This window comes from Priestia megaterium (assembly GCF_046599315.1).
Classification (GTDB): domain Bacteria; phylum Bacillota; class Bacilli; order Bacillales; family Bacillaceae_H; genus Priestia; species Priestia megaterium_F.
Genome location: NZ_JBKIKC010000004.1, coordinates 253,389 through 277,037, shown reverse-complemented (window position 1 = coordinate 277,037; position 23,649 = coordinate 253,389). Strand labels below are relative to the sequence as shown.

Here is a 23,649-nt window from a genome sequence, read left to right as displayed (position 1 = left end):
CTTTACGCATAAAAAAACACTTCTTTCGCCGGAAAGAAGTGTTTTTGTTTATATACACAAAATTATTATAACGAGTTCGTAAGGAAATCCTATACAAAACATTCATTACAATACCTCTTTCCTACGCTAGTATTACCTAGTTCAGGTTATAAGGGTTAAGACATCTCGTCTCTCTCAGCTTCGAAAGCACCCCTAGTGGTGTTGTATCTCTATGAAATTAATCTATTATCATATGTTTACCTGTAATAGTTTTATCATAGTAAAGCGTTTTATTCAATAGAAAGGTTTATAATATAGCAATAGAAAATATCCCCTTTTATTCCACTAAAAAGCACACACTTTTTTTTAGCAGTGTGCGCTCTTTACTTTTGTAAGATTATTAGTTAGCTATCAGTTTCTTTAAAAATACGCTTTTTTCCATTTAGACAGTGATAAGCTCAAGTTTTTGACTCGGTCTCACTAATGAAAGCAGCTCATGATCTTCTTCTATAACATAGCCAATCACGTTAACATTAGCATTTGCAGGCAGATTCGTTTTAGCTATTTGAACCTCTCCTCTGTAACGTCCGTAGCCATCATTATCCACTGTAATTGCTCCGATTCTGCGTTCTACTGTATGATACGGCGGGACTGGCTTTACAGATCGTGTATCAGCCAGCCGCAGAACGTCTCTCGATAGATCCGGACGCACGCTGTACGTTCCCTCTATATGGGGTGAACGAATACGAAGCGGAATAATGTGGTTTTCTTGATATTTAACTAAACGTTTTAATAGATTTAAATTGACGGATGGATCTCCAATATAAATCTCCGTTACTCCGCATCCGTATAAATCTACTGCAGATGTAAAAGGAGATCTATTACGGTCTTTTTCTCTAGTAGGAAGACCTTGATAAATAGGGCCTCTCTTTTCGTCTTCTCCGGAAATATAGGCGCAGACTGGAATAAGAAGTTCATTAAATAAATCTGTCTGCTTTTGGAAAAACGTTTCTTCAAGTCCTGTATCAGGACGCGGATAAAAATTATGCCATGCAAGCAGCTGATGATGATGAAGGCCTGCAGATAACAGCGCTTCAATTTCTTGCTTTGATAATATACTTGCATTAACAGCAATATAAAATTCATTCGCAAGTGAAAGAGTTTCTTCTACGCTAAAACCATCGTCTAGTCTAATACCCGATACGCCAAGTGAAGATAGAGTCATAAGGCTTTCTATACCTAAATGGAGCGGCGTGTGCTTGGATACGTCTGCATACACGCTTATTCCACAATCTCTAGCCACATGAAGCAATTCTTTTGCCCGTTCAGCCAAATCTCCTTTTTCCTCTGGAATGTGAAGCGAAGTGAATGCACGTGTAACGCCGCACTCACTCGCTTCTATTAATCTTTTTTGGGCATTTATATCATTTAAATAAAACGAAATACCAATCATTCAAACTCCCTCGCCATTTCATCGTTAAATCCAAAGAAATAGGTACAAATAAAGCCTGCTGCGTAAGCAATAACTAACCCGAGTAAATAAAGAAGAATTTGATGCGCATGAACTAAAAATGTAAGCGGCAAACCTGATACTCCCACCGCTACAGTCGCAATATGGAAGTGAGCCTGAAACGCTCCTCCAATTCCAGCTCCAAGACAAGCAGTTAAGAATGGACGCCCCAAAGGAAGTGTGACTCCAAAAATGAGCGGCTCTCCAATTCCGAGCAGTCCTGAAGGAAGAGCGCCTCCAATTGCTCGCTTTAAACGTTTTTTCTTTGTTTTGATATAAATAGCAAAAGCTGCACCCACCTGACCGGCTCCACCCATTGCTAGTATAGGAAGAAGCGAATCATCTCCAATGGAATTGATAAGCTCTAAATGAACAGGAGTAAGACCTTGATGCAGTCCTGTAATGACGAGCGGCAAGAACGTTGCTCCTAAAACAAATCCTGCTATAACTCCTCCAGCCTCTAAAACTCCTAAAAGACCTTTTGTGATTCCATCTGAAACCAAGCCTCCGATTGGCATGAATACTACATACGTAATAATTCCTGTAATTAACACCGTAACGGTCGGTGTAATAATAATATCCAGTGACTGAGGGACAAATTTACGTACTCGTTTTTCTAACACGGCCATAAAAATTGCTGCAAACAACACTCCTATTAAGCCGCCACGCCCCGGTAAAAGTGCTTCACCAAAAAGTTTAATATCAGCTACGGCAGGATTAATGACTAAAATACCTGCTAAGCCTCCTAGAGCTGGTGAACCACCAAATTCTTTTGCTGCATTAATACCTACTAAAATACCAAGATAAGCAAATAAGCCGCTTCCTATGACGGTTAAAAGAATAGCAGCCTGTGAATCTGCCGGAAGCCACTTCGCTTGAACGACAGCTTTTGTCACTCCGGTAATAAGTCCCGATGCTACAAGGGCAGGTATTAACGGAATAAAAATACTCGCAACTCGGCGAAGCAAGAGCTTAAACGAAGTTGCATTTTTTTCTTTCAGCTCCGATTTCCGTTGCGCTGCACGATTTTCTAAGTTAATACTGCTGGATTCATCAATTAGCTTTTCAAATTCCTCTGTAACTTTGTTCACTTTGCCAGGACCAATAATGATTTGCAGCGTTTCTTCTTCAACTAATCCGAGCACGCCTTCAAGTTTTCGTATATCTGCCTTTTGAACAATTAAACCATCTTTTACAGTCACACGTAGCCGAGTCATACAATGCGTATACGCTTCAATATTGGATGCTCCCCCAAGCATCTCCAAAACAGCCTTTGCTAATTGATGATTATCTAAAGACATGTTAATCCCCCTTTGTATTTTCCTCTTAGATGGATACAACACTGAGGAAACAGACCACAAAATTCCCTTTTTGTAAACATTTTCTTTTTTTATTTCTTATTTTTCAAAAACTGAATGGCATCCCTTGTTTTATCAATATACTCAATCGTCTGATCATACTGCTGCGCTGCAATACTTAAAAATAAAACATCAATCACGTAAAGCTGGGCTAAACGAGACGATGTAGCTGCGCTTCGAAACGGCGCTTCTTGAGAATAAGACGTATGCAAACAAATATCAGCTAAAGACGAAACTGCAGACTGTCCGTACTTGGTTAAGCTAATCGTCTTTACTCCGCGACTTTTAGCTAAAGATAAGACGTTGCTTACTTCAGGAGTCTCTCCTGAAAAAGAAATACCCACGACTACATCGTCTTTACTTGCATTTGCGATGAGTGTAGCTGCTAAATGGCTATCTGCGAAAGCCGTAGCATTTTTATTAATTCGAAGAAATTTTTGCTGCGCATCTATAGCAATAATATGTGAGGCACCGATTCCAAAAAAATGAATATTTTTGGCCTCAATCAGCGCCAAAACAGCCCGCTCTACTTCTTTATAATTCACAAGCTCGGCCGTATCACTTAGACTTTGAATGCTGTTGCTTGCAGTTTTTTTGACAATAGATTGAATTGTTTCGTTTGTTTCGATATCCCGATACCCTTGTTCTGTATCTCTAGCTAAATCCCCGGCTATTCTTACCTTTAATTCTTGAAAGCCGCTAACCCCGATAGATTTACATAAACGAATAACAGCAGCACTGCTCGCATTCGCTAATCTACCTAATTCCCCAGCCGTACTGTTTACCACAGTATGCGGGTTGTTTAAAATATATTCAGCAATTTTCCTCTCCGAATCAGGAAGCTTAGACACCGTATTTTTAATCATTGTTAATCCGCCTGTTGACATCGTTTCTCTCCTTATATACGTAATATTCAATCGCTCTTCTTACATAACCGTCCGCATTATTCAGTAATATCTTCGCGGCGTCATAATTTTCGTTTGTTTTAATCATAACCACTGCTGTTTTTATCTCATTATTTGCTTCTTCGAGCGTTTGACTTGTCTGGTCATAAGAAACACCTGTAATTTCACAAATAATACCTATTTCTTTAAGCTTTTCATTGCTCACATGAACATCTATCATTAAGTTTTCATAGACTTTTCCTACTTTAATTATAGCCGCGGTGGAAATCATGTTGAGAATCATTTTATGAGCGCTTGCTACTTTTAACCTTGTTGAAACTGTTAGAACTTCTGGACCTACTACTACATCGATGCTATGATCCGCTTCTTTTCCAATAAGGGAACTACCATTTATTCATTACGTTTAAAATTTCTTTTTTACTAGCTGCATCTATCTTCATTGTCTACTCGTTTTGAGACTCTGTGGTTAACAATATAAGCTGTTCATTCATCTTTTTAGCTCCTTTTTAATCTTGTAGTAAAGTTATGGTTATTACAATCCCTTTAAAATATAATTCCAATATTTTTCTTTATTTTTAAAATTATATTTTTAAAAAACGCCATAAAAAAAGTCACGAATCTGTGACTTTTCTAACAACATTCCTACCTCATATTTTATTTACGCTTTCATTTTAATCTCTAATAATTCCATTACTTGTTCCTATCAGTACTTCCTTACCTTGTTGATTTCGATAAACCGATTTGATTTTTACTTTTTGAAAGCTATCTGCTCTTTCTACTTCAGTTAATATGCATTCACATGTAACCGTGTCTCCTGCAAAAACTGGACGAAGAAATTCACTTACCATTTCTCTTGCAATGTATTTTAAGTCTCCTCCTATCTTTGTCCCAATACTCGCAGTCATAAGTCCATGAACCATTAGCCGTCCTTTATCATCACGTTCCATATGATGTTTGCCCCGGTCACCAGTGATCTCCGCAACCTGCATGATTTCTTCCTCTTGAAACGTTCTTTGCCACATAAATGTATCTCCTGCTATTTTTGACAGGTAGGGCAGTAGTAAAGCCTTCTAGAAGCAGCTTGCACTTTTAAAATATGCGTGCCGTCAATCCGGCAAGCTTCTCCTTCACGGTTAAAAACCCAGTGGCGGTATGCAGAGCGCTTTTGGCCTTTCTTTTTTAACGTTTCAACCAGCTTTACATCATTTGTAATGCCACCTGTTTCATAGGACTGTTTTACAAGAAATATGGTTGCTTGAACTGCTTTTTTAAGCTGTTCTTCCGTGCAGTCCACTGGACGAGCTGTAGGATTAATTCCCGCTACAAATAGGATTTCACTGCGCAAATAATTTCCAATCCCAGCTATAAAGCTTTGATCTAGCAGCAGCGACGCCCATTTTCTACGATAAAATGACTTAGAGTAAAAGCGATCTAAAAGCTCAGCTGCCGTTACTTCTTCACTCAAGATATCCGGGCCTACTCTTGATATAAAAGGATGAGCTGGAACTTCTTCATTACGCAATACTTCAATATCAGAAGCGCTGTAGAGCAGCGCTGATTTCTTTTCATTATGAATAGCAAGGCGCAGCTGTCTGTTTGTAGATGGATAATTATAAGATGAACGAACATACCATTTTCCGTAAAGCTGATTATGTGAATAAATTGTATAGCCGTTGTCAAAACGAATAAGCATAGCCTTTCCTTTTGTATCTACTCTTTGAATACGAGCACCTGTTAATACTTCTTCGTAGTGCTGCAAAGATGGAAAAGCAAACCATATCTCTCTAACGGGAAGGCCGATAATCGCTTTTTCCACTTCATCGGCTGCTCGTCTAATTTCTGGACCTTCTGGCATATACTGAAACCCCTTTCTTACCTAGCTTTCTTCATCTATTATTTCGGTTTTATTTCTCCTTTGCAAGAAAGAAGCGGTCGCGCCCTTCTTTTAGTAAAAGCACCTTTAACTTATCCATATCGTTTACTTTTATAGTAAAATGTTGATACCTTTTTACTTTCTATAGTGTTTATCTTACTTTCTTTGACTTATACTAGTTGATAACCTTTTAGAAACATGTTAATTACCGATATATGAGGAGTTTATCACGAACAATCAATCATTTTTTCCATTCTCAGAAAAACTAATGATGTTTCACATAGCGGCAATGGTTACTGAAAATGTACGTGGATAAGGGCTTGCGATGTCTACAAGCCCGCATTTAGATCTCGCTTTAAAATATACAGCATTCACGACTGAAATTTTGGAATACGCCAAAGAAGTATCAAGAATAAGTATTGAACAAGGATGGCTGGAAGAGCCTCCGCATATTCCGTTCCCAAAAGTTCATTTGGATTAAAAATAAGCTCGCGCTAAAGCGCGAGCTTATTTTTTAGATTCTCTCCACAATAAATAAAGAAAATACGGGGCACCGATAATGCCAATGATTAATCCAGCCGGAATTTCAATCGGAGGAGCAACTCCTCGCCCAATTAAATCTGCTGCTAGTACAAACAAAGCGCCAAGCAAGGCGGCTATAGGAATTAGTTTTTTATGTCTCGGTCCCACTAACCGTTTGGCCACATGAGGAACAATAAGTCCTACAAAGCCAATGGTACCAACAACCGATACAACAGCAGCCGTCATTGCCACCGCGCTTGCTAATAATACTAGACGAATTAACTCTACTCTAGCCCCTAGCCCTCGAGCAACTTCATCACCTAAGTGAATTAAATCTAAACGGGCAGCTAGCAGCCAAATCAACGGCAGTAATATAATCACCCAGGGAAGTAAACCAAGCAATTGATCCCATGTCCTTCCCCATAAGCTGCCGCTCAGCCAAATGAGTGCTGCATTTACGTTTGGGTTTGCTTTTGAAATTAACAAGTGGATACCGGATGAACAAAAAGCGCTGACCGCTACGCCTATTAATGCAAATCGAATAGGCTCTACTCCTTTTTTATAAGCAAGCAAATAGACAATTACAAAGACAAGGGAGCCTCCTGCAAACGCAGCGACTGATAAAACGGACGGGCTTGCTAAAGGCAATAAAATAGTAACTGCAACAGCAGCTAATCCTGATCCGCTTGAAAGACCTAGTGTATCTGGGCTAGCCAGCGGATTTCTCATAATAGACTGTACGACGACTCCCGATACAGCTAGACCAACTCCCGTTAAAATAGCCAGCAAAATACGAGGCAGACGAAATTCCACCAAAATGGACATCAAGTCAGGGTCGCCAATACCAATAAAAGACGTCATAATGTCTAGAGGAGGTATGTTAATGTCTCCTAAGCTTAGGCTTATCACACTCAGCGCTATAATTAAGACAGAAAGAATGATAAACAGGCCGACAGACTTGAATCGAGATGGTTGCTTTTTTGTTTTATTGACAGTCTGCATATAACTCATGCCTTCCTTTCTGTTTTTTTGCGTCTCGCTAAGTAAATAAAGTAAGGCGTTCCAAGCAATGCTGTTACTGCACCCACAGGGGTCTCATACGGGTATGTAATAAATCGCGACAATACGTCTGCTAATAGCAATAAAGATGCACCAAGAAGCGCGCTCATTGGCAAAACGACTCGATAATCTACACCTATTAAATAACGCACCATATGGGGGACAACCAGCCCTACAAAGCCAATTGGACCCGCGATTGCTACTGAAACACCCGCTAATACAATCACAACAACCGCCGTGAACGCTCTAATGGCAAAGACTCGCTGTCCGAGTCCTCTAGCTACATCATCTCCTAAAGACAACAAAGAAGACGCTCTTCCCAGACCAAACGCAATAAGCAGACTCACGATACTAAAAGGAAGCAATACATGAACATGACCCCAATCTCGGCCAATAACTGAACCGGTGAGCCAGAACATAACGCCTTCTGTTTTGCTTTCATTAAAAATCAGCAGAGTTTGCGTGAGAGACATAAGCATACCTTGTATAGCAACACCCGTTAAAGCAAGCTTTACATCACTGTCTCCTCCTTTAATCAACGAACTCATGACATAAACAATAACAGCAGCAAATGCGCCTCCTATAAACGCACCAAATACACCACCAATCATGCCTATACCGGGCACTAAAACCGTTAAACAGACCATTGCCGCTGATGCCCCAGCATTAATACCAAAAATACCAGGAGAAGCTAATGGATTTCTAGTTAATGCTTGCATCAACGCTCCAGCGACTGCCAAATTAGCACCAACAAATGCCGTTACCAGTAAGCGCGGCAGACGGACAGTTTGAATAATAGATTGTTCTTTTGATCCGTCAAAATCTAGTAAAGCTTGCTTAATCGTTCCAAAAGAAATATGTATAGAACCGATGGAAATAGATAAAAACATAGAAACCAATAAAAGAATGATAACAGCAAGAAAAATAGCTATTATACGAAGTGGAGATTTATTTCCTTTTGATAAACCGTGGACAGCTTTCATAGTAGACTGCGCCTCCTTTCCTTTGAAAGTTCAATAAAAAGAAAAAAACAACCCCGCTGGATTGTTCTTTCCTTTGTTATTATTTTCCTTCAAATAATAACTTTTCTGCTTCATCTGCAATACCATTTGCACCTTGTACACTTCGGCGAAGAGACCATTTAAATACATCAACTTCATACACTTGATTATTTTTAACCGCTTTTAGCTCTTTCCATAATGGTTGTTTTGCTAAAGGCGTATGACCTTTTTCATTTCGCATAACAATGAGTTTGTCTGGATCTGCTTTTACGAGCTGTTCCATTGTCATTTTTACACTGTACTCTTTTGTAGGATCTGTTAATGCATTTTTGAAGCCTAATTGCTCAAGAACACCCGTTGTAAAGAAATTTGAAGTTCTAGCATTAATATTACCATTTGCATCAGCGATAACAAGTACATTGCCCGGATTTTTTGGTGCTTTTGCTTTTAAATTCTTCATTTTTTGCCTATGCTCTTCTACCACTTTTTCAACTTTTGCTTTCTTGCCAACTGCTTCTCCTACTTTTAACTCTGTATTTAGCAAATCATCATAATTAGCATTTAAATTTTTCAATTCAATGGTTGGCGCAATTTTCGATAATTCTTTATATACATTTTTATGGCGTTCCGAATCAGCGATAATCAAATCTGGCTTCAATAGTTTAATCGATTCTAAGCTCGGCTGTGCTCGCGTGCCAACTGATTTATATCCTTTAATTCCTTTTAGTACGTCTTTATCAATAAGCTGTTCTGCTTTATCATCATCAGCTACTCCTACAGGTTTAATACCAGCATCTAACAATGCATCAATAAAACCTAACTCTAATACGACTACTCGCTTTGGATTTTCTTTTACCTTTGTCTCTCCAAGGTCATGTTTGACCACTCTTGTTTTTTCATTTTTTTCATCAGCTGAATTTTCCTTATTCGTGCTACTGCAGCCGATAAGCATTCCGATTGCCAGCATTGTAATAAAAGCCAGCAGTCCTATTTTTTTCTTATTCAAATGTCATTCCTCCTGCTTGTATCTTTATGTAGATAATTGACTCTTGAAACTGATAATCGTTATCATTATATCAGTTTTATCTATTTAAACAAGTTGATTCCTTATTTTTTAATTAAAAAAATTATATCTATTCTACAAAAAAAGAGATTGAGACATAACTACATCAATCCAATCTAAAGACGAACAAATGGGATACACAAGCTAGTAGGGATCACTTGTTCCACCGCTGTTGATTTCCGTGCAAGACTTCGCTTTCCGCGGGCGGCCGATGAGCCTCCTCGCCGCTTACGCTCCTGCGGGGTCTCACCTATTCCGCTTTTCCCGCAGGAGTCTTCGTCTTGCCCTCCAATCAACAGCTAGAAGCAACTCAATATATGAAACCTACGTTCACCCTAACCATGAAAAAATCCGAACGATTCATCGTTCGGATCTTCCTTCAATTAAAATACTTTTGTCCCAGCCTCTTTTTTAGTAGACTTCTATGAATATGGGGTAATCGGCGGCAGTTCACTGCTAAGATACCATTTACCTATGTCACGCAGCTTGTAAGCAACAGGATCGTGTAAGCTAATTGTTCGTGCATTGCGCCAGTAGCGATCAAATTTATACTGATCAGACGTGGCCCTCGCTCCCATCCCGTCAAATATAGTGGAAGTAATATGTAAGGCCGTTTTGACAGTAAATGTTTTAGCCATCGCAATGGCCACTCCACACTCGCCCCGCTGCTGTTTCGTTAGCGCATCTTCTTTTTTCCATACATGATCAAATTCTGTAACAGCTTTTTCTATAAGTGCTGAACAAGCATGAAGGTTTAAACTCATTTCACCGTATTGCTGAATAATGTAAGGATCTTGCTCTGCTGCTTCAACACCTGAACTTAGCCACGGTTTTGTATGAATCTTCATATAAGCTTTTGATTCCTCCAAAGCGCCTTGAGCAATACCATACAATAAATGAGTAAGCATAAGCTGAGCCAAATGCGTTCGCACCGTAGGAAAAACCTTTTTCTCTTCAGCTGCTTGATGCAATATTTCTTCTTCATAAACGATAACACCTTCAAACCTTACACTTCCGCTATCCGTTTGGCGCTGCCCAAATCCGTCCCAATTATCTTCAGTAACGATTCCTGCTCTATGAGTAGGAAGTACACATAGCAATACCTCGCCGTTTCCTTCTTCTTGAGCCGATACTAACAAACGATCTGAATCCGTGGCTCCCGAACAAAAACTTTTGCTTCCATTGAGCATTAACCGTCCGTTTGCTCGAACTGCTTTTAGCCCTGAATCTCTAGGATTAAAAGCATTTCCCCAAAAAAGCTGCTGAACTGCTGTTTCTTTGTAAAAAGTTTTGTACTGCTCAGTACTTCCAAACAGAAACGTCGAACAAACCGTCAAATAATGATAGCCTAACAAGTGTGCAAGTGAACTATCTGCTTTTGCAATAATATTCACGACTTTAAAAACAATTGGCCAGCCGGCTCCATAACCTCCGTATTCTTTAGGAACCGGGAGGGCTAAGAGACCGCTTTTTTTTAGCAGATTACGCTCATACAGAGGCGTTCCACCTTCTCTATCTCTTTTTACAGCTGTTTTGGAAAACTCATTAGCCAACTCATTAGCCAATTTAAGCAGATTCTCTTGAGAGGCTGCAATCGTTTGTGTGTTGCTCATAATCCCCTTCCTTTCTCACCCTTTAGCAGGTTCTCTATCATTCACTTTCACTTCACCAAAGGGACTGATAAACGTACGCTCATTCTCATCTTGCTTCCGCTTAACTGGAAGCCTTGGAAACAAAAGTTCTGCTGTTCGGTATGCTTCTTCTAAATGAGGATATCCAGATAAAATAAATGTTTCGATACCTAAATCTGCATATTCTTTAATTCGTTGTGCCACCGTATCAGCATCTCCTACTAAAGCAGTCCCTGCTCCTCCTCGAACTAAACCTACGCCAGCCCATAGATTAGAGCTTACCTCTAAGTTTGAACGATTGCCTTGATGCAATGCGCTCATACGTTTTTGACCTTCTGAGTCCATTCGAGAAAATACTTTTTGGGCTGATTCAACGGCTTCTTCATCTACATGTTGAATCAGTTCATCTGCAGCTTTCCAGGCTTCTTCTTCTGTTTCACGAACAATGACATGAAGCCTGATGCCAAACCGAATTTCTCTTCCTGTCTGCTTTGCTTTTGCTTTCATTCGTTCAATTTTTCCTTTGACTTGTGCAGGAGGCTCTCCTCAAGTCAAATAGACGTCTATATGCCTTGAGGCAACGTCCATAGCCACAGGAGAAGAACCTCCAAAATAAAGGGGAGGATACGGTTTTTGAACCGGCGGATAAAGTACGTCTCCACCTTTAACACTCAAGTAGTCTCCGTCGAAGTGAACATCGGATTCATTTAATACCCGTCTCCATATTGTTAAAAATTCATCTGTCAGCTCATAGCGATCTTGATGATTTAAAAACACTCCCTCTCCTTCTAACTCAACAGGATCTCCTCCTGCTACGACATTAATGAGGAGCCTTCCTTTAGAAAAGCGGTCAAATGTTGCTGCCATCCTTGCGGCTTGTGTAGGGGACATTAAACCTGGACGTACCGCTACTAAAAACTTCAGGTTTTCAGTCACTGGCACTAAAGTAGATGCAGCAATCCACGCATCTTCGCATGACTTTCCCGTCGGAAGCAAGACCCCACTATATCCTAGCTCATCCGCAGCTTGTGCAATTTGTTTGCAATAAGAATAGCTTGCAGCCCTAGCTCCTTTCTGGCTTCCTAAATAACGTCCATCTCCATACGTTGGAATAAACCAAAATAACTCCACTTGTATTCTCCCCTTTTTAAAGCTACATAAGAAAAACTCCGTTATTACAAATAAACTGCAATAAGGAGCCTCAGTTGTCTGATAGCTTCATTTTTTACTATTGTTAGATTAAGCATACGGATTAGGTATAGGATACTGCTGATTTAACACCCAGTTTCCAACCGTTCGAAGCTTGTATTCAGCTGGATTATGAAGGGTATGAGTTCTTACATTACGCCAGAATCGGTCGTATCCATATTCAGCATGAACCGAACGTGCTCCCATAACTTCAAATATCTTACTCGTGATATCCAGTGCGGCATTACCAGCAAAAACATTGGCAGCCGCTACGTGAACAGCTAAGTTTCCACGTTCTTCTTCCGTTAATTCTTTGCCTTTTTCCCACGCTTCGTCCAACAGGAGAGCTGCTTGATCTGCAAGTGCACTAGCTGCTTTCGCTTGAATCCAGAGTTCACCATATTTTCGCAGTATACCTGGATCGTCAGAAGCTTTTTCTACTCCTGAGGTTAACCAAGGTCTTGTTTTAGAAGCCGTGTAGCTTTGTGCTTCTTCAACCGCTCCGAAAGCGCTTCCTACGAAGACATTCGTTAAAATAATTTGCGACAGCGAGGCTCCAATGGTTGAAAAAGGAGTAGGGTTTTCAACAAAATCTTGAATGACTTCATGTTCTTCTATTCGTACATTTTCAAAATCTACATTTCCACTTCCAGTTTGTCTTTGTCCCATCGCATTCCAATCATCTTTGACAGTAATACCTGTTCTTGTAGTAGGTACGACGCCGTTTAAATACTGTCCCGTTTCTCTGTCATTAAATGATAGCCATAAGTACTGCGAATCAGGTGAACCAGAACCGAATGCTTTCGTTCCGTTTAACAGATAACCTTGTGATTGCTTATCACCTTTTAGGCTTTCTACTAAAGGATTAGAGGCATTGCCCCAAAAAGCTTGCTGTTGAACAGATAAAGGATAAAAATAAGCCTGCTGTTCTTCTGTACCTTTGATTCGAATATCTGAGACAAACAAGGAGTGATAGCCATATAAGTGACCTAATGCTGCATCGCCTTTCGCCAACTCTCGAACAATAGCCAAAGCTGTTGACCATTTTCCGCCGTCTCCGCCATATTTTTGAGGAATTAATAAATTTAACAGCCCGCTTTGGCGAATAGCATCTTTTTGCTGTTTAGGTGTTCCGCCTTCTTTATCTCTTTGTGCTGCATCCTTTGCAAAATAAGCGGACAGCTTTTTTGCTTGATCAAGATAAATTTCTTCCTTTACAGTTGTCGCAGTCATGTTAAACTCTCCTTTTGGCTCGCCTTTCGATACTGAGCGCCATAGTGTTTATCAGGCAAGAAATGTGATTTTTTAAATAGCTTTTCTCTATATGTTCCTTCACTGTAATCCGTTTTGAATAAACCTCTTTCCTGCAAAACAGGAATAACTAAATCAATAAATTCAGCAAATGTTCCCGGTGTGGTCACATAAGCCATATTAAATCCATCCATACCCGTATCGTTTATCCACTCTTCCATAAAATCAGCCACTTGTTCTGGACTACCTACAGTAACCGGTCCCATCCCTCCGATACTGACAAATTTCACTACCTCTTCTACCGTCCACTTTCTATCGGGATCACTTATTGTAAATTTCTCTAAAGCAGAACGAACCGAGTTCGTTGCAATAAATTCAATAGGCTGTTCTGGTTCATAGACAGAAACATCAATTCCTGTCCAACCGCTAAAAAGCGTCGCTGCTCCTTCAAAATTGACATAGCCTTCAAACTGGGCAAGCTTCTCCTCAGCCTCTTTTTCTGTTCGTCCAACAATTGGTGTAAATAAATTAAAAATTAATACGTTCTCTGGGTCTCTGCCTGCCGCAGCAATTTGAGCGCGCATTTTTTTCACATAATCTGCGGCTACTTTTTTAGTAGGAAAACTTGTAAAGATACACTCAGCGTGTTTGGCGGCAAATTCCCTTCCTGGTGCAGAAGCTCCTGCTTGGAATAAAACGGGAGTTCGTTGCGGTGAAGGTTCTGACAAATGTACGCCTGGAACACTAAACCACTTTCCTTTATGGTTAATTGGATGAACCCGATCTGGAAGTGTAAAAATCCTTTTTTCTTTATCTTTTACAACAGCTCCTTCCTCCCAACTTCCTTCCCATAACTTATAGCAAACTTCTAAAAATTCATCGGCAATATCATAGCGAGTTTCATGCGTAAAATGTTCTACTAATCCTAGATTGATTGATCCACTTTCAAGGTACGAAGTCACAATATTCCATGCAATACGCCCATTTGTTAAATGATCCAATGTCGAAAATTTTCGCGCAAACGCATAAGGTTTCTCATAAGTAGTAGATACTGTTACCCCAAACCCTAAATGCTTTGTGGCATATGCCATAGCGGAAATAAGCGCAGTTGGTTCATTCACCGGAAGCTGAGCAGCTTGTTTAAGAGCTCCTTCGTTACTTTGCCTATAAACGTCATAAATACCTAATACATCGGCTAAAAACAAACCGTCAAACTTTCCTTTTTCCAATAGCTTAGCTAACTCTACCCAGTAATCCAACGTTTTATATTCAGAAGCCTGATCGCTTGGATACGTCCACAAACCAGGTGTCTGATGTACAACACAATTCATATCGAACGCATTTAAATAAATATGTTTCTCCATAGAAACCTCCAAAAACTAATTAAATACATAAATTAACTAAGAATTAAAGCTGTTTGGAAGTAATCTTAAAACATATTCTTCCAGAGTGTCAATGAAACTTCTTCCCTTATAACGAAACATAAATGAAGCTATTACTAATGCTGAATTAGGATTTCTTTAAAGGTTATTGACTTATTATTCTAATAACTAAAACCGCTGAGATGGCGTCTATAATCCCGTAGATAATCCTCTTGATTTGACTCAAGGAGCAATGACTCAATAAAAAAAGCGTCACATTTTCTTTTGAAAAATGTGACGCTTTTAGCTTTAATCTTCAATACAAAGATACTGAATCACTTCTTTTAAACTTTTTTCTTTCATCGACTCGATGTGTAAGTGATACCTTTCGAATGACAGGTGTTTAGTTAAAGGATTTGGTACAATCACACAGCGCAAACCTGCTGCCATGGCAGCTTTTGCCCCATTAGAAGAATCTTCAAATGCTAAAGCTTCAGAAGGTTCTACTCCTAGCTTTTCAATTGCATTCCGGTAAAGAGCTGGATCCGGCTTCACTTTTTCTACATCATCCCGCGTTTGGATAACTTCAAAATAGTGCAGCAAATCTAGCTCTTTTAAAAATGCCGTTACCCAGTCGCGATATGAGCTGCTTGCTAAACCAATTTTTAATCCAAGTTCTTTTGCTTCTGCTAGGTATTCGGCTACTCCTTCTCGGGCTACTAGCGATTTCATTTTTTCTTGATGACGTCTCAGCGATTCTTGAGCCAGTTCCTCTTTTGTGAACTCATTGTTAAACTGCTGCAGCAAATAATCGTAAAGTGCCGTAGCATCAGTTCCTACATAAGAAGCAAACGTTGCGATCGGTAGATCTACTCCCCTGTCTTCTAGCATTTCGCGATACACTTCGTACCACACCGATTCTGTATCAATAATTAATCCATCAAAATCAAACACAACTGCTTTAATCATAATTTACCTACCTTTTTCTATCTTATCGTCCTTACATAGTAACACGTTCAAAATACGTAATCCATAAATGTGGCTTCCTTAATAAGATAGGCTTAAATAGGTAGTTTCTATCCTTATTTTTCTCCAGCTTTCATCAAAGGTGATATTTCTTCTGTTTCCTTAAACTCAATGGAAGACAGCTGCCTGCTAAAACCTTTGGTTGCATACACTAAATAAAGCAAACCAGCAATTGCCCAGCCAATCCCAAGTAAAAATGAATTGCGCTCCAAGTTAAGCCATAAAACTCCAATCGCCGATGCTCCTAATAGTGGCATAACAATATATGACCAAAACCCCTTAACCGATCGGTGTTGCTTTTGATGAACAGCATAGTGCGCAATAACCGAAAGATTAACAAAAGAAAACGCAATTAGTGCTCCAAAGTTGATAAATGACGTAGCCGTTGCCAGACTAAAGAAAATGGCAGTTGCTGATATAACTCCGACTAATACAATATTTCGTGAAGGTGTGCGCAGCTTAGGATGAACATAACCAAAAAAGGACTGAGGTAAAATTTGATCGCGTCCCATTACGTATAATAAACGCGATACGCTTGCATGCGATGACATGCCTGATGATAAAGTTCCTGCAATGCCCCCAGCTAAGAAGACAATTTGAAACAGCGTACCGCTCACATACATAGCAATTTCAGGAGCTGCAGCGTCTGGATGCTTGAATCCTTCTAACGTCGGAAAAACCGCTTGAATAAAATAAGATGTGACGGTAAACATGACTCCTCCAATTAACGCAACTAAAAAAATAGCTCGCGGAATCGTCTTTTTAGGGTTAGGTGTTTCCTCTGATAACATAGCCACTGCATCAAATCCTAAATATGAAAAACACATAAGTGTAGCTCCCGCTATTAGCCCTGATGACGTCATGTTCTGATTAAAGAAAGGCTCCATAGAAAAAAGGGTTCCTTCCCCCATTCCACCTAGCAATGCTTTGATCGAAACAGCAACAAACAATACTAAAATCGTCATTTGAAATACAACAAGAAACGTATTAAAATTGGCAGTAAAATTAACGCTTCGTAAATTTAGTAGCGTAACGATAATGACGAAGCTGACAACCCAAATCCAAGATGGGACCGAAGGAAAAATAGATGATAAATAAATTTGAAAAATAAGCGCATTAACCATCGGTAAAAAGAGATAATCCATTAGCGCAGACCAGCCGACTAAGAATCCTAAATGTGGATTGATCGTCTTTTGCGTATATGTATAAGCCGATCCTGCATTTGGAAACACTTGAATCATCTTTTTGTAGCTTACTGCTGTAAGGAGCATTCCGATAAGAGCTATGATATAAGACGTGGGAACGTGTCCATCCGTCATATCAGACGCAATCCCAAACGTATCAAACACTACCATTGGAGTCATATACCCAATCCCCATTAATACAATCTGCCATAATTTCAACGACCTTTTTAATGTTACTGTTTCATGTTTCATTTATCTTCCCCCTTCAATTTATTAAGAACATTCTGACAATTTAATCCATAAATGCCTGCGTTTTGTTTTCTTTATATAAAAATGAATGACTTTCATTCATTTTTATATAAAAAATTGTTACACCTACTATAGCAAATATATGATTTTTTTCTTTAAGTTGGTAAGGGTTGCTAACAAACTATCTTTTTCTTTCACCATATTATGAAAGCGCTTTATTTTAAATGGCTATATGTTCCTAATATCCTGCTTTATCAACGCAGAAATACCCTCTAAATGAGAGGGATTTCTGCTTACGAACTGTTATTCCATCATCGTATCCAATGATTTTCTTTTCATTTTCACTGCAACTAAACTAGCAAAATCATGAATGATTGTAGCTGCAAGCAAAGAGGTTATCTGAGTTGGATCATAAGAAGGCAACACTTCTACCAAGTCAAATCCAACATAGTTAAATTCCGTCAGTGAACGGATCATTTGCAGCGTTTCTCTGCTGCTGAATCCGCCTACTTCAAGCGTTCCCGTTCCTGGTGCACAAGAAGGATCAACAAAATCAATATCAAACGTTAAAAAGCACGGCGTATCTCCAATCGCTATCTTCATTTGCTCCAAAATCACCGAAAATCCCTTATGTTCAAGCTCTCCTGCCGTCACTACTTTGTAGCCGAGGTCTTTACTTTCTTGAACATCTCCGGGATGATTTAATGTTCCGCGGATACCAATTTGAAAGACCTTCTTCGGATCTACTAGCCCTTCTTCATATGCGCGTATAAAAGGAGATCCATGCCAATATTTTTCATCATAATACGTATCCCACGTATCTGTATGGGAATCGAAATGAATCATAGCCACCGGACCATATCTTTTAGCAGCAGCACGAAGGCTTGCTAAGGTAATCGAATGATCTCCTCCGATGCCAATCGGAATGATTCCTCTATCCATAAGACCTCCTACCGCTTCTTCCATTAATTCATAGCTTCTGTGAATATTATGCGGAATAACGGGCACATCACCGATGTCGATGGCATTTGTGTCATCAAATGAATATACATCGTGTACTGGGTGATAAGGAAACAGCGTCATGGAAGCTTGTCGAATTGCTTGAGGTGCAAAGCGCGCACCGACTCTGAAAGATGCTGCTGTATCAAACGGCATCCCTACTAGCCCTACTTTTGCATTTTCTCTTTCCGCTGGAAGCCTCATAAATGAGCCCGTCGTACAAAATTCTGGTTTGACATCTGGGGACAATGGATATTTCATGATTTACTCCTCCGTTTCAATGATTTCAGTTAGTTAGTCGCTAGGCATTTTCACTACTAAAATCATTGAAAGCAGCACCGGAATAAGAAACGTTTGCCGATTCATATTCATTACTCCTTGTTACATTTATTGGTTGTTCAGCTCATTTAGTACTTTTTCAAATGTAGAAATGACTTGATCTACTTCTTCTGCTGAAATAGTCAACGGCGGCTCAATACGAATCGTTTTAGAGTTTACAAGCGTACCAGCTACTAGAATTCCCTCATCAAACATACCTTTAGAAAGCGCGTAGCCAATTTCATCTTGGTGAAACTCAATTCCAATCATTAAACCTTGCCCTCTGATTTCAAGCACTTTATCTCCATGTTTTTCAGCTGCTTTCTTTAAGCCAGCAAGGAAATATTCCCCTAGCTCTTTCGCACGGTTTGGCAGCTGCTCTTCAATCAACACATTAATAGTTGCAATAGCCGCTGCGCAGGCAAGCGGGTTGCCTCCAAACGTTGTTGTATGCATAAACGGATTATCAAAGAAGCTTGAAAACACTTTTTCTTTTGCTACAACCGCTCCAGCAGGCATAACTCCTCCTCCAAATGCTTTAGCAAGACATAAAATATCTGGTACAACACCGTATAATTCTGATGCAAACATTTTACCGGTACGTCCCATGCCTGTTTGAACTTCGTCAAAAATTAAAATAGCATCGTACTCATCACATAGTGCACGCACTTCTTTTAAATAATTTTCAGGAGGAAGAATAATGCCACCTTCTCCTTGAATTGGTTCTAATAAAACAGCTGCTACATCTTCTCCTACGAGCGCGCACGTTTCAAATGTTTTGCGCATCATGTCAATATCACCAAACGGCACGTGGCGAAAGCCTGGAATTAACGGCAGAAATGGTTTGCGGAACATCCCTTTTGCTGTACCTGACAAAGAACCCAGACTTTTCCCGTGAAAAGCACGTGTTGTAGAAATAAACGTTGTGCGATCACTATACATTTTTGCTAATTTTAAAGCGGCTTCTACACTTTCCGTTCCGCTGTTTGTGAAGAAGGAATACTTCAAATCACCCGGCGTGATATCTGCTAAAATTTTCGCAAGCATCGCACGAAGTGGATCTAACAAATCTTGGCTATGCAGCGCTTGACGCTGAAGCTGATCTTGAACAGCTTTTACTACTTTAGGATGACGGTGCCCCACATTATAAATTCCAAATCCGCCCAAACAATCAATGTATTTCTTGCCGTTTACATCAGTGAAACAAGAGCCTTCATCTGACCATTCAACAGCTGCAAACTGAGTGTCCACCGTTACTGTTTTACGATATTCTAAAAAACCTGGGTTGACATGCTCGCGAAATCCGTCTACTGTTTCTTTTGTAATCCACTGTGCTTCTTCAGCTGACACTTCGCTTTTTTCAATAAGTCCCAACACCTTGTTGATATATTCGCTTACTTCACCATATGCTTTGTTTACCTCTTGATTTTTCGTCACTGTATTCATTTTAATATCGCTCCTTCTCTACTTTTTAATTTTTAAACCAGCCGATTGGCTCTACTTGTAAATTAATATTAATTTGTTTTACTTCTTGAAACTCTTCCAAGCCAAACGTGCCCAGTCCTCGGCCAATTCCACTCTGCTTATATCCGCCCCAAGGCGCTTCATTAAACGTAAAATGATACGTGTTCACCCAAGTGATGCCCGCACGCAGCTTTTTAATCACCCGAAGAGCTTTTGCACCGTCGTTTGTAAACACACTGCCTGCCAAACCATATTCCGTATCATTTGCAAGCTGAATAGCTTCTTTTTCATCTTTAAACGTTTGAATAATGACAACAGGCCCAAAAATTTCATCCTGTACAATTTTCATATTTGACGTAACGTTACTAAAAACCGTGGGTTCTACAAAGAATCCTTTTTCTAATCCACTGCTGGTGATTCGATTGCCTCCGCATACAAGTTGGGCGCCTTCTTGCTTTCCAATTTCGATGTACTTTAATACTTTTTTCATATGTTCTTCACTTACAAGAGGACCCATTTCAATCTCTTGATCCATTCCATTTCCTACTTTAATTTTTTGGGAGCGTTCCGCAAAACGTTCGATAAATCGCTCAGCAATGCTTTCTTCTACTAAAATACGAGAGCCTGCAGCGCAAATTTGGCCGCTCCCTGCAAAAATTCCAAATAACGCATAATCTACAGCTGTTTCAAAGTCAGCGTCAGCAAATATAATGTTCGGTGACTTTCCTCCAAGTTCTAAAGAGACTTTCGTTACATTTTCTGCTGCTTGACGCATAATGTGTTTTCCAGTTACAGTTCCACCTGTAAAGGAAATTTTATCAACACGCTTATCTTGAATAAGCGTATTTCCCACAGTATCTCCAGCCCCCATAACAAGGTTTGCTACTCCTTTTGGCAATCCCACACTTTCTAAGATCTCAAAAAGTTTTGTAGGAGTAACTGGTGTGACTTCAGAAGGTTTAAATACAATTGTATTTCCTGCAGCTAATGCAGGTGCAATTTTCCACACGCTCATCAATAGTGGATAATTCCAAGGTACAATCAATCCGCATACACCGATTGGTTCCTTTATAACCATTGCTTGCATAGGTGCAGGAACACTGTATGTTTGACCGTCTGGCTTTGTAATCAACCCAGCGTAATATCTAAAGCAAGCAGCTGCATCTTCCACATCAGCCTCAGCTTCGCGATACGGCTTTCCATTATCCATTGTTTCTAGCGCTGCTAGTTCTTCTTTCACTTCCTCAAGCTTATCCGCAATTTTGAATAAGATGGCTGCTCTTTCAGCAGCAGAAGTTTCAGACCAAATTCCGCTGTCAAAAGCTTCTCGTGCTGCTCCAATTGCTGCTTCCATATCTTCTATGCTGCCTTCTGCAGCATATCCAATCACTTCACCTGTAGCTGGATTAACAGTAGAACGCTGCTTCTCTGCTGTTCTCCACTCTCCGTTTATGTACATATTCAAAGTTAAAGTTTTAACGGCTGTATGATCCATAAGATACCTCCTTGTCAAATAACGACTGATTGTCAGTCATTTTAAACCTTTGAAAACTTATAATTCTGATAATTTAACTTGCATTTTGAATGAATGTCAGTCATTTTGATAGGTGTAATATCAGCAGTGCTAATATTACATGGACGGCACAAGAGAACGCTTTAAGAATTGAAAAAGTTCTTCCTTTGATTGGTGAAGTGTGACATCCTGCTCTCGCCCGATATAAAAAAGTTCAGCAGCATTTTCAATCAAATTGATCATCGTTTTAGCTGTCCATTTAATGTTAAGCTGCTTGATGACTTCTTCTTTTCTAACAGCCTCATTTAATACCTCTTCAAACCAGTTGTAATAAGGTAAATAAATAGCTTCCCATGTTTCTAATGAATAATCAAAAGCGAGCCCCGAATAGCATAAAACAAGAACATCCCTATACTCATCTGTTGTTTTATACGTTTCGTCAATCATGACCTCTAATGTACTTAGAAAATCCGTTGCTGTTTTAGCTCTTTCTTTAATTTTTTCAAGCGATAAAGAAAGTAAGTTTTCTGCGATAGCCGGAACAAGGGCATTTTTAGATTTAAAGTAAAGATAAAAAGTTCCTTGAGCTACGCCTGCACGCTTCACAATGTCCGAAATTGATGTTTTATCAAGCCCTTTTTCAGATATGACTTCAATCGCCGCCTGTAAAATTTTATTGTATTTTTCACTTGTGCTTGTAACCAAATCTTTCCCTCCACCTATAAAATGAATGACTTTCATTCATTTTACTACAAGAATCTGAAATTATGCAAGATAAAATTATCTAAATCTTTAAATTTAATCAAAAAAATCAACACTATGTTGATTCCCAAAATATTTTTTATTTTATCCATTTTCTCTCACACTTCTTGTATGTCTCACTGTTATTTTCCTTCCTTTTATAATTCGAGGCAAAGGCTGATACAACGCTCTTTAAGCAACTATTTTTCCCAAAAAATAACTTTATTAGAAAGGTACTTTTTCGTGTTTGTTTATACAGCTTTATCCCCTAATTACTCTTGCCTTGAAGTTGACGTAGTAAAAAAAAGAGTGGTAACATGTAAAACTGATTCAACAGTCACTTATTTCATCCATTTATTTCCCATAATTTCTCTTAACTACGATGTACATTTTTAGTTCAAAATAACTTGACATCACCTAAAAAACATCCACTACGTTTATTTCACATTTTAAATTTTCTAGGTTTATCATTCGAAAAAGCGGGTATACATTTCGTTGTGTTTAGTATTCGTTTTACATATTAATCAGTTTGATTTAAAACTTTATAAAGGAGTTACATTGCATGAAGAAACTATTGTTAATCAGCATGACTTGTTTTCTTCTAGTTATTACTTCAGCTTGCGGCAATGGTAATGGCGCATTTCAAGATAAAAAAACTATTACCATTGGGATGAATAACTATACTGAAAACATCGCCTACACGTACGTCTGGAAACACATTTTGGAAGATCAAGGCTACAAGGTTAGAACTGTTTTCTTAGAGAAAGCTGGTGTTTGGGTAGGAACAGCTAATGACGATATTGATATTTCATTTGCACCATGGCTTCCTACAACAGATGCGCCTTTTTACAAAAAGTATAAAGATCAAGTGAACATTGAAGACCCTTGGCTTAAAAACGCTCGCTTAGGATTTGCAGTTCCCGCCTATATGAAAGACGTGAACACAACAGAGGATCTTGCTAAAGTTGCTTCTGATGTCGATAACAAAGTCATTGGAATTGACCCAGGCTCTAGTATTAACGGATTAGCTGAACAAGCGTTAAAAGATTATAACCTAAAAAGTTATACGCTGGTAAAATCGTCTGAAGCAGCTATGCTGAGTGAACTGCGCAAAGCCTATGATGCCAAAAAACCAATTGTTGTTACCATGTGGAATCCTCACTGGGCTTTTGCAGATTTTGATATCAAATACTTAAAAGATCCTAAAAATTCGTTTGGGGATCCTGACAACATTTACACAATGACAAGCAAGGAATTTAAAAAGACAAATCCTCAAGTCATAAAATGGATGAATAATGCACAGATGAATGATAAATTAATCAGCCCTCTTCTTTCACAAGTCGAAAAATCTTCAAACCCTGAAGAAGCAGCGCAGAACTGGGTAAAAAAGCATAAAAAGCTAATCGACAGTTGGACAAAAGATTGATGAACGTAAAAGAAAACAACAATTGAGG

20 protein-coding genes, 2 pseudogenes and 1 riboswitch are annotated in these 23,649 nt (G+C 39.2%); of the genes and pseudogenes, 2 read left to right on the top strand and 20 right to left on the bottom strand.

The genetic code is table 11. From position 1 onward, the window contains the following. Nucleotides 1–101: 101 nt before the first annotated feature. Nucleotides 102–204, bottom strand: a riboswitch (TPP riboswitch). A gap of 217 nt (nucleotides 205–421) precedes the next feature. From ACLHDF_RS15730 to nei, 6 genes and pseudogenes are all read right to left on the bottom strand, one after another. Next, on the bottom strand, nucleotides 422–1,432 hold the full coding sequence (locus tag ACLHDF_RS15730; RefSeq protein ID WP_413919661.1) for a MupG family TIM beta-alpha barrel fold protein: 1,011 nt from the start codon (nucleotides 1,430–1,432) through the stop codon (nucleotides 422–424). Continuing rightward, complete coding sequence (locus tag ACLHDF_RS15725; protein WP_413919660.1) at nucleotides 1,429–2,790, bottom strand: PTS transporter subunit EIIC; 1,362 nt, start codon at nucleotides 2,788–2,790, stop codon at nucleotides 1,429–1,431. Before ACLHDF_RS15725 ends, ACLHDF_RS15730 begins: the two co-directional genes overlap by 4 nt. An 89-nt stretch (nucleotides 2,791–2,879) precedes the next feature. After that, complete coding sequence (locus tag ACLHDF_RS15720; protein WP_413919659.1) at nucleotides 2,880–3,734, bottom strand: MurR/RpiR family transcriptional regulator; 855 nt, start codon at nucleotides 3,732–3,734, stop codon at nucleotides 2,880–2,882. Beyond that, a pseudogene (murQ, locus tag ACLHDF_RS15715) lies at nucleotides 3,706–4,143 on the bottom strand (N-acetylmuramic acid 6-phosphate etherase); the annotation flags it as partial. The gene ACLHDF_RS15720 and the pseudogene murQ, both read right to left, overlap by 29 nt. A gap of 280 nt (nucleotides 4,144–4,423) precedes the next feature. Further along, nucleotides 4,424–4,774: an FAS1-like dehydratase domain-containing protein gene (locus ACLHDF_RS15710; protein ID WP_413919658.1), complete on the bottom strand. Its 351-nt coding sequence runs from the start codon at nucleotides 4,772–4,774 to the stop codon at nucleotides 4,424–4,426. Nucleotides 4,775–4,788: 14 nt separating this feature from the next. After that, entirely contained in the window at nucleotides 4,789–5,607 is an 819-nt protein-coding gene (gene nei, locus ACLHDF_RS15705) for an endonuclease VIII (protein WP_413919657.1), read from the bottom strand. Between the two features lie 343 nt (nucleotides 5,608–5,950). On the opposite strand from nei, the gene ACLHDF_RS15700 reads away from it, so the two are divergent. Next, entirely contained in the window at nucleotides 5,951–6,106 is a 156-nt protein-coding gene (locus ACLHDF_RS15700; RefSeq protein ID WP_413919656.1) for a DUF3231 family protein, read from the top strand. A 26-nt stretch (nucleotides 6,107–6,132) separates the two neighbouring features. Here the strand turns inward: ACLHDF_RS15700 and ACLHDF_RS15695 are convergent, their stop codons facing one another. The 14 genes and pseudogenes from ACLHDF_RS15695 to ACLHDF_RS15630 form a co-directional block, all read right to left on the bottom strand. After that, nucleotides 6,133–7,149, bottom strand: coding sequence for a FecCD family ABC transporter permease (locus ACLHDF_RS15695; protein WP_413919655.1), 1,017 nt, complete (start codon nucleotides 7,147–7,149; stop codon nucleotides 6,133–6,135). Nucleotides 7,150–7,154: 5 nt separating this feature from the next. Then, on the bottom strand, nucleotides 7,155–8,189 hold the full coding sequence (locus tag ACLHDF_RS15690; RefSeq protein WP_413919654.1) for a FecCD family ABC transporter permease: 1,035 nt from the start codon (nucleotides 8,187–8,189) through the stop codon (nucleotides 7,155–7,157). Between the two features lie 79 nt (nucleotides 8,190–8,268). Continuing rightward, complete coding sequence (locus tag ACLHDF_RS15685; RefSeq protein WP_413919653.1) at nucleotides 8,269–9,213, bottom strand: ABC transporter substrate-binding protein; 945 nt, start codon at nucleotides 9,211–9,213, stop codon at nucleotides 8,269–8,271. A gap of 173 nt (nucleotides 9,214–9,386) precedes the next feature. Next, nucleotides 9,387–9,566 (bottom strand): hypothetical protein, encoded by a 180-nt coding sequence (locus tag ACLHDF_RS15680; protein ID WP_413919652.1) that lies wholly within the window; start codon nucleotides 9,564–9,566, stop codon nucleotides 9,387–9,389. Between the two features lie 126 nt (nucleotides 9,567–9,692). Further along, nucleotides 9,693–10,883 (bottom strand): acyl-CoA dehydrogenase family protein, encoded by a 1,191-nt coding sequence (locus tag ACLHDF_RS15675; protein WP_413919651.1) that lies wholly within the window; start codon nucleotides 10,881–10,883, stop codon nucleotides 9,693–9,695. A 15-nt stretch (nucleotides 10,884–10,898) separates the two neighbouring features. After that, nucleotides 10,899–12,032: pseudogene (gene ssuD / locus ACLHDF_RS15670) on the bottom strand (FMNH2-dependent alkanesulfonate monooxygenase). Between the two features lie 108 nt (nucleotides 12,033–12,140). Then, on the bottom strand, nucleotides 12,141–13,322 hold the full coding sequence (locus ACLHDF_RS15665; RefSeq protein WP_413919650.1) for an acyl-CoA dehydrogenase family protein: 1,182 nt from the start codon (nucleotides 13,320–13,322) through the stop codon (nucleotides 12,141–12,143). After that, nucleotides 13,319–14,704 carry an LLM class flavin-dependent oxidoreductase gene (locus tag ACLHDF_RS15660; RefSeq protein ID WP_413919649.1) on the bottom strand — a complete coding sequence of 462 codons (1,386 nt, stop codon included), beginning with the start codon at nucleotides 14,702–14,704 and terminating at the stop codon, nucleotides 13,319–13,321. Before ACLHDF_RS15660 ends, ACLHDF_RS15665 begins: the two co-directional genes overlap by 4 nt. A gap of 306 nt (nucleotides 14,705–15,010) precedes the next feature. Beyond that, complete coding sequence (locus ACLHDF_RS15655) at nucleotides 15,011–15,670, bottom strand: HAD family hydrolase (RefSeq protein WP_014461428.1); 660 nt, start codon at nucleotides 15,668–15,670, stop codon at nucleotides 15,011–15,013. Nucleotides 15,671–15,783: 113 nt separating this feature from the next. After that, nucleotides 15,784–17,163, bottom strand: coding sequence for an APC family permease (locus tag ACLHDF_RS15650; RefSeq protein ID WP_413919648.1), 1,380 nt, complete (start codon nucleotides 17,161–17,163; stop codon nucleotides 15,784–15,786). Nucleotides 17,164–17,463: 300 nt separating this feature from the next. Next, nucleotides 17,464–18,420, bottom strand: coding sequence for an agmatinase (gene speB, locus ACLHDF_RS15645; protein ID WP_413919647.1), 957 nt, complete (start codon nucleotides 18,418–18,420; stop codon nucleotides 17,464–17,466). Between the two features lie 126 nt (nucleotides 18,421–18,546). Continuing rightward, complete coding sequence (locus ACLHDF_RS15640; protein WP_413919646.1) at nucleotides 18,547–19,923, bottom strand: putrescine aminotransferase; 1,377 nt, start codon at nucleotides 19,921–19,923, stop codon at nucleotides 18,547–18,549. A 25-nt stretch (nucleotides 19,924–19,948) separates the two neighbouring features. Continuing rightward, nucleotides 19,949–21,436, bottom strand: coding sequence for an aldehyde dehydrogenase family protein (locus ACLHDF_RS15635; RefSeq protein WP_413919645.1), 1,488 nt, complete (start codon nucleotides 21,434–21,436; stop codon nucleotides 19,949–19,951). A 135-nt stretch (nucleotides 21,437–21,571) separates the two neighbouring features. After that, nucleotides 21,572–22,159, bottom strand: coding sequence for a TetR family transcriptional regulator (locus ACLHDF_RS15630; protein ID WP_413919644.1), 588 nt, complete (start codon nucleotides 22,157–22,159; stop codon nucleotides 21,572–21,574). 598 nt (nucleotides 22,160–22,757) lie between these two features. On the opposite strand from ACLHDF_RS15630, the gene ACLHDF_RS15625 reads away from it, so the two are divergent. Beyond that, nucleotides 22,758–23,621, top strand: coding sequence for a glycine betaine ABC transporter substrate-binding protein (locus ACLHDF_RS15625; RefSeq protein ID WP_413919643.1), 864 nt, complete (start codon nucleotides 22,758–22,760; stop codon nucleotides 23,619–23,621). Nucleotides 23,622–23,649: the final 28 nt, after the last annotated feature.